Origin of the sequence: Stenotrophomonas sp. (assembly GCF_050737075.1) — a bacterium.
Lineage (GTDB): Bacteria > Pseudomonadota > Gammaproteobacteria > Xanthomonadales > Xanthomonadaceae > Stenotrophomonas.
In genome coordinates this window covers 1-12720 of record NZ_JBOHXV010000121.1, presented here as the reverse complement: position 1 = coordinate 12720, position 12720 = coordinate 1, and the positions used below count along the sequence as shown (strand labels likewise).

Annotated in this window: 16 protein-coding genes; 8 read left to right on the top strand and 8 right to left on the bottom strand. The window is 60.3% G+C overall.

The window, feature by feature from the left end:
• Window positions 1–23 precede the first annotated feature (23 nt).
• The 3 genes from ACREPD_RS20065 to ACREPD_RS20055 all read left to right on the top strand — a co-directional run bounded on the left by ACREPD_RS20065 (window position 24) and on the right by ACREPD_RS20055 (window position 1799).
• Entirely contained in the window at window positions 24–695 is a 672-nt protein-coding gene (locus ACREPD_RS20065) for an epoxyqueuosine reductase QueH (protein WP_431600940.1), read from the top strand.
• A gap of 57 nt (window positions 696–752) precedes the next feature.
• Window positions 753–1379 carry a bifunctional nicotinamidase/pyrazinamidase gene (pncA, locus tag ACREPD_RS20060; RefSeq protein WP_431600939.1) on the top strand — a complete coding sequence of 209 codons (627 nt, stop codon included), beginning with the start codon at window positions 753–755 and terminating at the stop codon, window positions 1377–1379.
• A 69-nt stretch (window positions 1380–1448) separates the two neighbouring features.
• A complete protein-coding gene (locus ACREPD_RS20055; RefSeq protein ID WP_431600938.1) occupies window positions 1449–1799 on the top strand; it encodes an energy transducer TonB in 351 nt (116 codons plus the stop codon).
• Window positions 1800–1892: 93 nt separating this feature from the next.
• Here the strand turns inward: ACREPD_RS20055 and ACREPD_RS20050 are convergent, their stop codons facing one another.
• The 4 genes from ACREPD_RS20050 to ACREPD_RS20035 form a co-directional block, all read right to left on the bottom strand.
• Window positions 1893–2138: a hypothetical protein gene (locus ACREPD_RS20050; protein ID WP_431600937.1), complete on the bottom strand. Its 246-nt coding sequence runs from the start codon at window positions 2136–2138 to the stop codon at window positions 1893–1895.
• 360 nt (window positions 2139–2498) lie between these two features.
• Window positions 2499–2969: a nuclear transport factor 2 family protein gene (locus ACREPD_RS20045; RefSeq protein ID WP_431600936.1), complete on the bottom strand. Its 471-nt coding sequence runs from the start codon at window positions 2967–2969 to the stop codon at window positions 2499–2501.
• A 12-nt stretch (window positions 2970–2981) separates the two neighbouring features.
• Window positions 2982–3989 (bottom strand): saccharopine dehydrogenase family protein, encoded by a 1008-nt coding sequence (locus tag ACREPD_RS20040; RefSeq protein ID WP_431600935.1) that lies wholly within the window; start codon window positions 3987–3989, stop codon window positions 2982–2984.
• Between the two features lie 18 nt (window positions 3990–4007).
• Entirely contained in the window at window positions 4008–4397 is a 390-nt protein-coding gene (locus ACREPD_RS20035; protein WP_431600934.1) for a nuclear transport factor 2 family protein, read from the bottom strand.
• Between the two features lie 147 nt (window positions 4398–4544).
• Between ACREPD_RS20035 and ACREPD_RS20030 the strand changes: the two genes are divergently transcribed.
• Window positions 4545–5453 (top strand): AraC family transcriptional regulator N-terminal domain-containing protein, encoded by a 909-nt coding sequence (locus tag ACREPD_RS20030; RefSeq protein WP_431600933.1) that lies wholly within the window; start codon window positions 4545–4547, stop codon window positions 5451–5453.
• A 37-nt stretch (window positions 5454–5490) separates the two neighbouring features.
• Here ACREPD_RS20030 and ACREPD_RS20025 read toward each other — a convergent pair whose 3' ends face one another.
• Window positions 5491–5952, bottom strand: a complete 462-nt coding sequence (locus tag ACREPD_RS20025) for a hypothetical protein (protein WP_431600932.1) — start codon at window positions 5950–5952, stop codon at window positions 5491–5493.
• Window positions 5953–6185: 233 nt separating this feature from the next.
• Here ACREPD_RS20025 and ACREPD_RS20020 point away from each other — a divergent pair, with 233 nt between their 5' ends.
• A complete protein-coding gene (locus ACREPD_RS20020; protein WP_431600931.1) occupies window positions 6186–6449 on the top strand; it encodes a hypothetical protein in 264 nt (87 codons plus the stop codon).
• 413 nt (window positions 6450–6862) lie between these two features.
• Here the strand turns inward: ACREPD_RS20020 and ACREPD_RS20015 are convergent, their stop codons facing one another.
• From ACREPD_RS20015 to ACREPD_RS20005, 3 genes are all read right to left on the bottom strand, one after another.
• Entirely contained in the window at window positions 6863–7405 is a 543-nt protein-coding gene (locus ACREPD_RS20015; RefSeq protein ID WP_431600930.1) for a hypothetical protein, read from the bottom strand.
• A 114-nt stretch (window positions 7406–7519) separates the two neighbouring features.
• Window positions 7520–7999 carry a hypothetical protein gene (locus ACREPD_RS20010; protein WP_431600929.1) on the bottom strand — a complete coding sequence of 160 codons (480 nt, stop codon included), beginning with the start codon at window positions 7997–7999 and terminating at the stop codon, window positions 7520–7522.
• 873 nt (window positions 8000–8872) lie between these two features.
• Window positions 8873–9592 (bottom strand): hypothetical protein, encoded by a 720-nt coding sequence (locus tag ACREPD_RS20005; protein WP_431600928.1) that lies wholly within the window; start codon window positions 9590–9592, stop codon window positions 8873–8875.
• 456 nt (window positions 9593–10048) lie between these two features.
• On the opposite strand from ACREPD_RS20005, the gene ACREPD_RS20000 reads away from it, so the two are divergent.
• The 3 genes from ACREPD_RS20000 (at window position 10049) to ACREPD_RS19990 (ending at window position 12672) form a co-directional block, all read left to right on the top strand.
• The gene (locus tag ACREPD_RS20000; protein ID WP_431600927.1) at window positions 10049–10372 is read left to right on the top strand and encodes a helix-turn-helix domain-containing protein; all 324 of its coding nucleotides are present in this window, start codon (window positions 10049–10051) and stop codon (window positions 10370–10372) included.
• Window positions 10373–10469: 97 nt separating this feature from the next.
• Window positions 10470–11234 carry an ImmA/IrrE family metallo-endopeptidase gene (locus ACREPD_RS19995; protein WP_431600926.1) on the top strand — a complete coding sequence of 255 codons (765 nt, stop codon included), beginning with the start codon at window positions 10470–10472 and terminating at the stop codon, window positions 11232–11234.
• A 1114-nt stretch (window positions 11235–12348) separates the two neighbouring features.
• The gene (locus tag ACREPD_RS19990; RefSeq protein ID WP_431600925.1) at window positions 12349–12672 is read left to right on the top strand and encodes a hypothetical protein; all 324 of its coding nucleotides are present in this window, start codon (window positions 12349–12351) and stop codon (window positions 12670–12672) included.
• Window positions 12673–12720 lie beyond the last annotated feature (48 nt).

The following is a 12720-nucleotide window of genomic DNA, read 5'->3' as shown; positions in this document are numbered from 1 at the left end:
GGGCGGGGCCGATGGATACACGCATGACCGAACTGACCCGCCCCACCCTTTCCCTGCCCGGTGGCCATAACAAGCTGCTGCTGCATTCGTGTTGCGCACCGTGCTCGGGCGAAGTGATGGAAGCAATCGCCGCCTCCGGCATCGACTACACGATCTTTTTCTACAACCCCAACATCCATCCTGCGCGCGAGTACGAGCTGCGCAAGCAGGAGAACATCCGCTTCGCCGAAAAGCATGGCGTGCCCTTCGTGGACGCCGACTACGACACCGACAACTGGTTCGCCCGCGCACGCGGCATGGAAAACGAGCCCGAGCGCGGCATCCGCTGCACCATGTGCTTCGACATGCGCTTCGTGCGCACCGCGCTGTACGCGCACGAGCATGGCTTTCCGGTGATCAGCAGCTCGCTGGGCATCTCGCGCTGGAAGGACATGAACCAGATCAACGACTGCGGGCACCGCGCGGCCGCGCACTACCCCGGCATCCAGTACTGGGACTACAACTGGCGCAAGGGCGGCGGTGCGGCGCGCATGGTGGAGATCAGCAAGCGCGAGCAGTTCTACCAGCAGGAGTACTGCGGCTGCGTCTATTCGCTGCGCGACGCCAACCGCCACCGCCGCGAGAACAACCGCGAGCGCATCAAGATCGGCCTGTTGTATTACGGCCAGGACAACGACGCGCCCAAGGGCGATTGACGTCCGCGCGCGGGGCCGCCACGCTGGTCGCCCCGCCTGCGTTGTGTTGGACCTGCCATGACTGCCCTGCCCGCCGATGTTGCCCTGCTGGTAATCGACCTGCAGCCGGACTTCATGCCCGGTGGCGCGCTGGCGTGCGAAGACGGCGATGCGCTGGTGGAGCCGATTGCGGCGCTACTCGCCGAGCGCCGCTACCGCACGGTGGTGGCCACCCAGGACTGGCACCCGGCCGACCACGCCTCGTTCGCCCACCAGCACCCGGGACAGCTGCCCTTCGAGGCGATCCTGCTGCACGCGCAACCACAGACGCTGTGGCCGGACCACTGCGTGCAGGGCACCGCCGGTGCCGCGTTGCACCCGGGCGTGGACTGGACCGTGGCCGACCTCATCCTGCGCAAGGGCACCCGGCGGGAGGTGGATTCGTACAGTGCCTTCCGCGAGAACCATGGCCCTGATGGCACCCGCCCCCCAACCGGCCTGGCCGGCTGGCTGCATGAGCGCGGCATTCGTGAGGTGCATGTGTGCGGGCTGGCGCGGGATTACTGCGTGCTGTGGAGCGCGCAGGATGCGGTGAAGTCTGGGTTCCGGGTGAAGTTCATTTGGGAGCTGACGCGGCCGGTGACCGAGGCCAATGATGGGATGGTGCGTGAGCAGCTGGCCAAGGCCAAGATTGCGGTGATCTGACCTGCGGGACGGGTACGCCGCCGGATGCGCGGTATCATCGCCCCAGATCCTACCCGGAGATCATCACGCATGGATGCAAACAGGATTTCGGTCTCGCGCACAACGCTGCAGCGCCTTCTGATGAGCTTTCTGCTGGTGGCGACCGCTGGCAGTGGATTCGCCGCACCTCCGCCGCCTCCACCGCCGCCCAACCCGCCCGGCGGCGCCGAAGACCGCGACGCGCGCATCGTAACTCTGATCGTCGACCTCAGCGCCGATGGCACCGTTACGGCAGTTACCTTGGAGAAGTCCAGTGGATTTCCTGAGCTGGACGCAGCCGCTATGGAAGCGGCGTCCGGTTGGCACTTCAATCCGCTTCTGAAGGACGGCAAGCCGGTGGCCGGTAAGGCCCGCGTACCGGTAAGTTTCCCGCCGGGATGAGCAGCTGGCAGACGAGCCGCGCCCCGACAACGGGTTCTGAGGTTGAACCATCGCCGTCCGGATTCATCCCTTCTCAGAAGCGGGCGCTCGGCTTCAGACCTTCCAGATTTTGCTGCCTACGGGTACGTCAGCCTCGTCGAATCCGAGGAGATAGACCATCAGCTTGTAGCCGCCAGGTCGAAAGTGTTCGAGACGAAGCTCCGCCTCTGCGGACAACCTGGTGCCGCCCGGGCGCTCGACGATAACGGCACAAACGGAGTTGTGCTTGTCATGCGGGAGCGGCAGATCAGGCACCAGAACCAACCCTCGGCCGGTGAGCATGGAAACGGCCTTCGACACTTAGTAGAAGCTCCATTGGGTCTCCTTCCGAATCCCATGCATGCCGCTTCGCGTGTTTGATTCAATCGAACTACGCAAAGATTGTTCGGTATCGTCCGACTGGTGTTTCGCAGTCCAGCGCTCTGCGGGGCCGCTCGTTTGCCTCACTTACCTACGCCGGCTAGCCCGGGGAAGATATCCCGCTGATGGTGCGACGACAAGCCATAAGGGAGTGCCCCCGCTCCGTGGGCGCCGCAGCCTTCGCCGGCATGCCAGAACCGCAGACTCCGCTACGTTGGTTGCCTTGCGCGGGAAGCCGGCGGGTCAGTACACGGCATCAATGCAGCGCATGACGGTGCCGCACAGGCGGCACCACTTCGCTCAGATCCCGGCGAGCACGCTCGGATCGCCCGTCCGCCAGACGTTGTCCACGATCACATGCTTGATCGCCCACCCCGCGTCACGGCGTGCCAGCACAACGTCATAGCGGTTCTTCATCAGGTACTGGCGTGCCGCATCGACGCGCGATACGTGCTGCGCCTCGACCAACACATCCACCCGCGCGGTGTCACCGTCCACCACCACTCTCGGATTGCTGAACGAGTGGGTGGTATCGACCCCGCTGAGCGAGCTCGAGAGCGCCCCCACGATGGTTTCCCGCCCCTGCAGCACCGGGTACTCGAAGCCCGCCTTTGCGCCGGCGGGGCGGAAATCGGAGATGGCGTCTTCTGTATAGGCCGACGCGAGCAGGGCGCGGTCGCGCAGGTCGATGCCTGCCGCGAAGCGGTACAGCGTTTCGAGCACGGCAAGCGTGTCGCGAGCGGTGTCTGAAGCATTGAAGTGCGATGACATGGGATAGATTCCTTAGCGGGGCGTAGCGGTGATTGGGTCAATGAAGGTGATACGGGTGTCGGCGATGGTCTCAGCGAAGCCGCTGCCGAATACCTCTACAGGCGTCCGGAAGCCGGGGCGCGCTTCCCCTGCCAGCACACGGCGCGCAGCCACCACAGCAGCCAAGGGCGTGAAGCTGTAGCCGTTCACGGTGTCCATCACGGCGCGGGTGATCGCACCGTCGGCGTTCACCACCTCTACCGCTGCCTGGTAGCGGTTGTCGGCGCGCTCCTGCGCGGTGGGGCCGTCGGGTAGTGCGTCGATACCGCCATCGGGGAACGCACTGCCGGACACATGTACGTAGGTTTCGATATCGCCCACCCCGGTCTGCCTGGCGATGGTGATCAGGTCCGGCAGGGTCACCGGGAAGCAGCTCAGCGGGCCATCGCCGAAATCGAGATCGCGCAGCGCATCCGGCGCGAGCGCCGTGAGCACGTGGTCCTTGCGCATCAGGCACTGCGCAGTTACGTGCTGGCTGGCACTGATAGCCGAGCCGCGCGACATCGAACCCGCCACGTGCAACGCGATACGGATGGACACCGGGGACGGCACACGCTCAACGGCACGCGCGGCCAGGCTGCCAAGCATCGCCACGCTGCCGCCGCTGCCTGGCATCAGCATTACCCCGGCCTCAGCGGCTCTCAGATCATGGCGCTCGGCAAGCTGGTAGCTGTCCAGCTCGGCTGCAATGTCCAAGTAGTGCACGCCGGTACGCAGGCAGGCATCCATCAGTGCTCCTGCGGTGTGCGCGAACGGCCCTGCGCAGTTGAGCAGCACCGTGATGCCCTGCAACCCGTAGTCCACATCGGCTGCGGCATCCAGCGCGAACACCCGGCACTCCACGCCAAGGCGCGTGGCCAGCGCCTGCAGGGGAGCCTCGTCGCGCCCTGCCAGTACCAGCGTCAGGCCGGCTTCCTTCGCGTGGGCTGCAGCCATGCGCCCGGTGTAGCCGGATGCGCCGTAGATCATCAATGTCTTCATGGTGTGTTCCTCGCCTGCTTATTCAAGTTCGGCGTCAATGCGGGAAATGCGGCCTGCGGAATCCACGGCCACCAGGAGCAATCCGATCTCGTGACCGAAATCGCCGGTGAAATCGACCCGGGCACGTGCACGCACATCGTCCAGACCTTCCAGCGACAGCAGGCGGGTAACCGTGTGGTAGCCCAGGAAGAACCGTTCCAGGTAGTCGCGAACACCGGCATGCCTGTTGAACGTGCCCCCGGTGGACGGGTCATCGATGACTGCCGTCGGGCTGAACAACGCCAGCGCCGATTCGATATCGAAGGCGTTGGTGGCAGTGATGAAGGCCACCACTGTGGCCTGCACGGGGTGAGGATGAGCGGCCGCTTGAGGTGCACGTTGAACAGCCCGTCGAGCGGTGGTCAGCACGTGTTTCATGCAGGTGCGCCTGTGCAGTAAGGGGGAATGCACAGGCTAGAACCGCCGGCCGCGGCGCGCCGCCCTGATCCTCGCCAATTCCTGCCTATTCCTGCTTTCCGCCTTGCCAGCCCTTGCCGGTGGGTGTCCAATGAGGCCATGGAAAACGCACTGGATGAACTGCGGCGCCTCGCGGCGCATGCCGAAAACCGCCGCACCGACACGGGCATTCCCCGCGTTGCCATGGTGCAGGGCGAGATCCCGGAGCATGCCCTGGCAGCCGTATACGAGCCGATGATCAACCTGATCCTTCAGGGCAGTAAATCCATGACGGTGGGGGAGAAGACCCTCCACTACGACCCGGCCACCTACTTCATCATGTCAGTGGATCTGCCGGCGGTGGGGGCCGTGCACCCGGCCAGCACCGGCGAACCGTACTTGGCGGTAAGCCTCACGCTGGACCCTGGCATCATCGCGGCGCTCCTGTGCGACACCACCGATGCCGCCACCGGGCGCAGCGAGCCCTCCACGCAGACCGAGGCGTTCAACGTCGCCGCCGTCACCCCTGAACTGATGGACGCGTGGGTGCGTATGCTGCGCCTGATGGAACGGCCGGGCGAGATACCTGCCCTGGCCCCGGCCTACGAGCGCGAGATCCTGTACCGCGTGCTGCAGGGACCACAGGGCTGCATGCTGCGGCAGCTGGCGACGCCGGATTCTGCGCTGGCGCGTATCAGCAGTGCCATCCAGCGCATCCGGAGCGATTACGCCAAACCGCTGCGCATCGCCGCATTGGCCGAACAGGTGGCAATGAGCGAGTCGGCCTTCCACCGCCACTTCAAGTCCGCCACCGCGCTGAGCCCGCTTCAGTACCAGAAGCAGCTGCGCCTGCTGCAGGCACGCCAGATCCTGGCGACGCAGGGAACAAGCGTTACCGCAGCCGCGCTGGATGTGGGTTATGAAAGCCCCACCCAGTTCACCCGCGAGTACGCGCGTGCCTTCGGTCTGCCACCCTCGCAGGATGCGGCGAGAATGATCGCAAGCCGGCGCGGGGAAATGGCGGGTTAGGTTCCATCCCGGCCATCAGCGCCGGTAGACACGGGCATCAGGGAGCTGCGGACTGCTTTCGACGCACGGCGTCGCACGCAGGTGCCGGTTGCGGGTTGACGTTCTTCAATCGCTCTTGAAGATCCTTCTGCGCGCGGCACATGAAGACCTGGAAGGCATCGGCCGACACCTGGGTGAACACGAACTTGGCCATACTTGCAGAATGGTCCGGGTAGACTTCGGCAATGTAGTAGCCGCCCGCTTCGAAGTCATGCGCAAAGTCCACTTCGCTGGTGACCCATCCGTCCCAGTACTTCATCTTGACCGTATTCTTGCCCGCAGCAATCTGCACTTCCCTTCCAAGGAGGGCACCGGGCTTCTTGCCGTTGATGGCAAGGATGAGCACCGGTGCGCCATTTAAGCGATTGAGCCCTGCGACCAGATGCGCCACAGGTTCGTTTGGCGGCGCCACGCGGATCGCCGAGTAATCCACCTTGCAGGAAGCAAGGAACAGACACACTACTACTGCTACGCACAGCCGAAGCGCACTTGTCATGGAGTCCACGCGGAAAGGGGTGAAAGGGGTCAACTGGGCTTGGAAGGCTTGGCACCGATCCCCACCGGGCCAATTGGCAAATCATAGCCGTAGTCGATTCGGTCGTATACGGCGCTTACTCAGGCGTTCTGCATACGAGTGCGGAGGCAGTTTCCGGCTGTACCATGCAGTAAGGCACTCCCTCTGGAGCGGATGCAATGAACATTGCGTGGCGCGTAGCGGCAATGATCGCCGTGCTATGCGGCGTGCTCTCGGCGTGGCTGTTGTTTACTGCCGGTGCCGGTACAAGGATGCTTGCTGGGGCGCAATTGTTCGTCGCAGGAGCGATATCGTCCGTCGTGTGCACGGGCATTGCAGCCACTCTGGAAGGCAGTCGAAGGCGACTGATCGGCGTAGCACTCGTGGGCGTCTACGGACTGGCGTTGCTGGGGTTCATGGCAGCGTCGGGCAATTTGCGTTGAGTGTTGGCTCCCAAGCGTCTTGGCCCTTCGGACCTGAACGCGGCATCCACTACTTGAATTTGCGCGTGCAGCCGAGGACAAGAGCAGATGGCTCTGGAATGCAGCTCCGGGGCTGACCTTGGATGGCCAGCCCCGGGATGCGCCAGGGCATTGGCAAGAGCGTGCTTACTGGATCAATCACCAGCCCCGCAGCCGATAGGTCACGACCGTCGGTCGTGACCCCCATCATCGCTGTAACCAGTTTCGACTCCCGGTCGTATGACCAGGGGATAAGGCCCGTTTCAATACGAGATGGACTTCGCCGCGACCTATAACCTCTGCATACCCGAGCCGCCGCGGGCCAGTATCAGACATCATCCAGACCGACATTCAAGAAGTGCGCTGAAGCAGCTGACCGAACGTGCCTCTAGCCGTCAACGAGCATGTTGAATTGCATAGTCTTGCTTCTTCTCGTCCCACTGAAGGCTCATACCAGATACCGCTGATGATTCATCGGCGAATACGCTGAAGAAGCCTACAAGGTCTTCGATCAGGAACTCATAAGCCCACTTGTGACGCATGTAGTCAGAGAAGACAAGCATGCCCTTGAAGGCTGTGCCTTCAGACCATGTCTGCATCCAGTAATAGTGAATAAGTTGGTTGCAAACAGCTGTGACGTCCAGCTCCACCGCCTCGGGGTTCTCAAGATCAAATCGATCTTCTGGAAATCCGGTGCCGATAACGGTGAAAGGCTTGGTGCCGATCTTCTTGTATCGAATTGCAGGTAGTCGAACGCTCCGAGCACGATCGTTCACTTTCGGCCGCTCGAGTAGCGAGCGGATCTGGAACGCCACCAGCATCAGGCGACGCTCAAAGAGTACAAGCTGCTTCTCAGACCACCTGCGATACTTTCGATGCCGTCTTAGCCATGCCACTTCCGCGCGTAGCTCTTGCCGCCAATAGGTTGAATCGATCATCTATCTAAGCTCTGTAGGATCTGCATTAAAGAATCTCACCATGCAGTCAATGCATCAATGGGACCGTGCGATCGTTCCGGCACAAGTCACTTCAGGGCACGATTCGATGACACGTCAGGAGAAGATACGAACGGCTAGCAATGTTGAGACTGCAAACGAGGCGAGCGAAATTGCGTCTACAGATAGGTCAATCCAGCTTCGCTCGTTGAGCCAAGCCCATAGTCTGTAGCTCCTTCTCTTCTGGAATTCCGAATCGTACTCTCCGACGTACATATGCCACGCACACCACTTGTTGACGAATGCAAGAGCAACCTGCAGCGCTACACCAACTAGGAATAAGTCGACGATCCATCCACTATGGTCGGACATCTTAAGCGCAACTGACAAATCGTTGTTTGTGAGGAAGAGTACCGGCGCACCAATGCCGTAGGCGACCAACCACGCCCGCAAAGTCTTTGCGTATTCCGAGTAATTTGCGAAGAACGCAATCTCGGCCTGGCTTTGAGGCGGCGCGGCTTCCGCGGCTACCGCTAACACGTTTCCTGATGGGAGCTTGTGCAGGCGGGACGGCACTTCCGTCTTTCGTGGCTTCATGAAGCTTCTCCGGTCATCTAACACGTGGGCTTGGTCATAGCGTGGAACTGCATCACCGTGAACGGATTGCTAGAACCTCAAGCTATTCACTTTCGTCATTCTGTTCCCAGCGCCTAGATTGCGATGGTGGCGAGCGCTCTGCTAGCACCTGCGTCGATGCGGAGAGTAGGTCAAGGGCCACGATGAGTAATCTGCACGTAGTCATGTACACAGTGAACTCTCAAAGTAGTGGAATGATTGCCAAGGCGAATCTGCGGATGCCTAGACGTGTCTTTTTCACGCCGCTTTACTCGAGGCTGTACGGCATAGACCAACGGACTATGGTCTAGAGGGCACGGCAATCGCAACAGTCCGATTCTCTCGCGCATAGATGCATAAGCTTGAGCCGGGATCCGAGTAGGTACAGAAGCGCTCAACCTGTTGTTCGCTGAGCTTTTCCTGCGAACTGTCGGCCTGACCGTAGCTGCGTGCGGGCGTCTTCCCCTTCGATTCTGGATATCCAATCGCTACCCGTTGAGCTTTAGACCCTTCAGTCTCTCGATCTCCTTGAGCGAATGTTGCCCAGGGGCGAACGACGAACGCGGATCGCGTCGATAGTACGGAACTCAGGGCAATGTCAGGATTAGAGGTAATCACCACCTCAAGTTGAGCATTTCCGGCTTGAAGCACGTTGGCCCTTCAGCGTACGTGTGGCTCGGTGCCGATTGAGGGCACCGCCCAGCGCACACCGAATTGGAGCGATAGCTGCTGCAAGCGAACGTCACCGACCCAGCCTTCAAGGCTCCCTCTAGGGCTCTCTGGCGCGGGGCGAAGGGACTAGGTCACAGCAATGTGGTTGGTGCTTCCTGTACGCCGACCTGTGTACTGCGAGGCCTACCTTTCGCGGTCGAAGCTCTTCTTGTGCTCGGGCGTCTTGATCATCTCAACCGATCTCTCTGTTGAGCGCGTCCGTGGCATATCCAAGAGCTGTTCCAGGGAGTCAGCCGAGCGAATCCGATAGCCTTGCGCCGTGCTGGCGACGGCCAACCACTGGGCGGGAGGTTCTCCACTCCCCATGATCTTCCTCATGGTGCTCAGCCGCCTGAGATAAGATTCAAGCACCGCTGGCGGTACGCCGAGCGGAGAGGTATTCCTATCAAGCCCCGTACAGTTGACCAGAAGATCCACCATCGCCGTTCCTTTGGTGGCTTGACCCTTGCTCGCATCGGGATCTCGGAGGAATGCGGCGTAGCGCAGCGCGCCAATCGTTACTTCATCCTGATCTTTCGCGCCAAAGCACAGGAAATGCGCCCTCTTGGCGATATCCTGCATGTGCTTATCCTCCAGATAGCGTTGAAGGTTGGCGGATGGCCACTTGCTGCGCTCGGATCGTGCAGCCTGCCAGCTGCGCTTGAACTCCAGCGCAACGCACCAGTCCGCTCCTGCGACTAGATCGCCAAAGGTGCCGTCAAGAGGGGTCTGCTGAAACAGATTCACCGGCAAAGGCTTTCCGGTTCTGCCGCTCTCGTAGCCCAATGCGTAGATGAAGGCACCCAAGAGCTGATTCTCGTAAGCGATGCCTGTACACGCAGCTGCTCGGAAATTGGTACTCAATCGCTTGTCTCCAGACGTCCTGATCGCCGTTGTCGGGGAGTGATCCCTCCAACACAGCGTTCGCGGAGCTTTGGTCTCATCAACTAGGGAGGGGGGCGGTCCCATCCTGGTGCCGCCCCTGACTCAGCTCAGCCCTTGGTCTTGGTGGGGTCAACCAATCGGTACGTCGATCCGCGGGTCGGAGTCGGCGGCAGCGGTTCACGGCGCACCACCGTGCGTTCGGCACCTTGACCTCCGCGAGGGCCAATGATCTGGTACTGGCCTGACGTCGGGGCGGGCTGACCTGGCTTGAGTCCACTGGGCTTGCTCATACTGGCCTCCTTGGGCGCTATCGGTATTGCATGAGTGGATGTTCGGTGTACCGAACAAGATGGAGTCTGCCTTGCATGTTCGCTACTGTCAAATATCTTGTTCGGTATAGTGCAACTTGAGATTGAACTGGCCTTATGCACAAACATGAACAAAGCGCTTCAGACCAAGGTCAAAGATCTTCGGAAAAAGTCCGGCCTGACACTCGACGCTTTGGCAGAAGCGACTGGCATCAGCAAGAGCTACTTGTGGGAAATCGAGAATCGCAAGGAAGCTCCCAGTCCCTCAGCTGAGAAGCTAGGTGCGATCGCCGGCGTCTTTGGCGTCACGGTCGACTTCCTGCTTCACGAAGAAGCCGGGAGCCCGGAGGAAAGGCACTTGGATGAGGCCTTCTTCCGCAACTACAGCAACCTTGAGCCAGAGGACAGGGAACGTGTCAGAAAGATCGTCGACAGCTTCAGAAAGGGATAGGTCTGCGGTACTCACTCCGTCGAAGGCCGCCTACAGGCTCACGAATCTGCTAAATGTCATTTCCCAAGCCCACGGCACGCCCAGGTTCCCAATAGACGTGCAGAGCCTGGCGTTGGAGGCCGCAAACATCTTCAAGTGGGATGACCCCATCACCGAGGTGCGTGGGGAAGCGATCAATAACTTCGACGGTGCCCTGTTTCCGGATGAAGGGCGTAAACGCTGGCTTCTCCTGTACAACAACGCCCTAAAGTCGCTAGGAAGGATCAAGTTCACCCAGGCTCATGAGCTAGGGCACTATTTGCTCCACCGTCATGATCGCGAGTTCTTTCAGTGCACCGACGAGGACATGGTCGATTTTGACTTGGACGAACGGGACATTGAAGCTGAGGCGGATAGCTTCGCGTCGACATTGTTGATGCCACTTGACGACTTTCGTTCGCAGATGGCTGATGAAGCCCATCTCGACGCCATAAGCGGTTGTGCCGAGAGATACGGCGTCTCACTCACCGCGGCACTGCTTCGTTGGCTCGAATACACCGAGCACAACGCTGTGATGCTAATTCACCGGGACGGGTACGTACTGAAATCGAAGGCAAGCCAGCCCGCATTTCGTTGTGGCGCGTTTTTCCCCTCACGGCGCAAGGTTATCGCTGTCCCGGGCGCTGTTCTTGCGTCTAGTGAAGTATCGAAGAACACGATAGGCGTTGAAACGGACGCAAAACTTTGGTTTCCACATGTAGCAAGTGGAACCACGCTTCGTGAAATGAAGATAACAGCAGACCACTATGATTTCGCGATATCACTGCTGGTTCTGCCGAGGGGAGCTTCTGCTTGGAAGCCGCGATTCCCAAGTGATAACTGACCGTTTCATTTATTGATACGCCAGCCGTCTCTCAGGCTTCGGCCGATCTCAACATTCACGTAGAGTAGACGAGCTCCGACTTCCAGCGTTCCAGACCAGCTCTACGTCGGGAACTTCAATGATCATGTCGTCACCCCCATTGTCCGCTTCGGCCAGAAGCGGATACCGGCCGCACGCCTCTACACCTTCCAGACTTTGCTGCCCAATGGAACTTCGTCATTATCAATGTTCGTCAAGAACATCTGCAACTTGTAGCCAACAAGTCGAAAGTGAACGAGCCTAACCTTGGCCACGGCGGTAATCGAAGAACCGTCAGGCCGTTCAACAAAAACGGAATACTCAGCGCCGCCCTCCGAATGCGGTCGTGAAAGATCAGGCGACAGCGCCAGCCCTAGGCCTTGAAGAGCAAAGCAGTCTTCAACTACTAGAAGTAGGTCCATATACGTTTGCACCAGGTGCCTTCTGGGGTCTGAAGCGAACTGTAAGCGCTGCTGGCCTAGCCGCCTAGCCTGAAACACTCGCTTCTGGCCAGAAGTGGACGCTCGCCCAAGGTCCCGACGCGCGATGCGTCACGGGAGCACAAACTCGCAGCGGGCGCACATCCGAATGCCGGCCGCAGCAGTATCGGGAATGTTCCGTATCTACTATCCCTACGTCTGCTCGCCACCCTAAGGCGGGCGCTACGAGTTGCACCTGCCCCTCGCATCAACGTTCAGCGCATGTGGGGTCGCTTGCGACTTCTCTTCTTTCGCGCGCTGGTCAATGAGTAGGTGCACTTGGCAAGACGGGGTGCCTTTGATTTCGGGACGCTGGTTCCAACAACTACCCCCTCAAGTGAGAGTTCCAGCTCACTTGCGTCACACCATTTGCCCGATGAATTGAACATACCGGTATGCTGACGAAGTACCAACTTCTCTTCATTTGAGCAGCTGTGCATCGTCTGGATTCGGGGCTTGATATCCCCTCGTTAGGTCTATGGAAGTACGAAGTTCTGCGTCGGGAGGGTGGCGAATACAACACCTCCTGGGAAATAAGTCACGCCGTCGACCTAGCGGATATCAACCTCCCGACTCCCTCGTCGCCGACGAGGGGTAACTTCCGATGGAGTAGACGCATGCGCAGTTCAAAGATGGATTCATGCAACGATCCTAACCAGCACGTTGGCCTTGGCTGGTATGCGCCCAAGAGCGTACGCATTTCCGCCCTTCAGCACCCCGCCGGGAACATCCTGCCACCGGGCGTGGCCATTCCCCATCTGTCGGTGTGCGGAATGTGGCTGGAGCGGCTGGGCTTCAAGGCGGGTCACCGTGTGTTTGTGGAAGTGGCACCCGGGCGTATCACGTTGAGGCTGGATGAAACGCCTGTGGCGTTGCCGTACCGGTACCGGAAGCACACGCCGAAGAAGGCCCGCTCTGGCGCCTTGCATCAGCAACAGTAGATGAGTCCCTGTGCCGACCAACGGTCGGCACCTACCAGGTAGGTCACG

Excerpts from the sequence above, each read along its gene's own strand:
- ACREPD_RS20065 (WP_431600940.1), top strand. The coding sequence starts at position 24 with ATGACCGAACTGACCCGCCCCACCCTTTCCCTGCCCGGTGGCCATAAC.
- pncA (WP_431600939.1), top strand. The coding sequence starts at position 753 with ATGACTGCCCTGCCCGCCGATGTTGCCCTGCTGGTAATCGACCTGCAG.
- ACREPD_RS20055 (WP_431600938.1), top strand. The coding sequence starts at position 1,449 with ATGGATGCAAACAGGATTTCGGTCTCGCGCACAACGCTGCAGCGCCTT.
- ACREPD_RS20045 (WP_431600936.1), bottom strand. The coding sequence starts at position 2,969 with ATGTCATCGCACTTCAATGCTTCAGACACCGCTCGCGACACGCTTGCC.
- ACREPD_RS20040 (WP_431600935.1), bottom strand. The coding sequence starts at position 3,989 with ATGAAGACATTGATGATCTACGGCGCATCCGGCTACACCGGGCGCATG.
- ACREPD_RS20030 (WP_431600933.1), top strand. The coding sequence starts at position 4,545 with ATGGAAAACGCACTGGATGAACTGCGGCGCCTCGCGGCGCATGCCGAA.
- ACREPD_RS20020 (WP_431600931.1), top strand. The coding sequence starts at position 6,186 with ATGAACATTGCGTGGCGCGTAGCGGCAATGATCGCCGTGCTATGCGGC.
- ACREPD_RS20015 (WP_431600930.1), bottom strand. The coding sequence starts at position 7,405 with ATGATCGATTCAACCTATTGGCGGCAAGAGCTACGCGCGGAAGTGGCA.
- ACREPD_RS20010 (WP_431600929.1), bottom strand. The coding sequence starts at position 7,999 with ATGAAGCCACGAAAGACGGAAGTGCCGTCCCGCCTGCACAAGCTCCCA.
- ACREPD_RS20000 (WP_431600927.1), top strand. The coding sequence starts at position 10,049 with ATGAACAAAGCGCTTCAGACCAAGGTCAAAGATCTTCGGAAAAAGTCC.
- ACREPD_RS19990 (WP_431600925.1), top strand. The coding sequence starts at position 12,349 with ATGCGCAGTTCAAAGATGGATTCATGCAACGATCCTAACCAGCACGTT.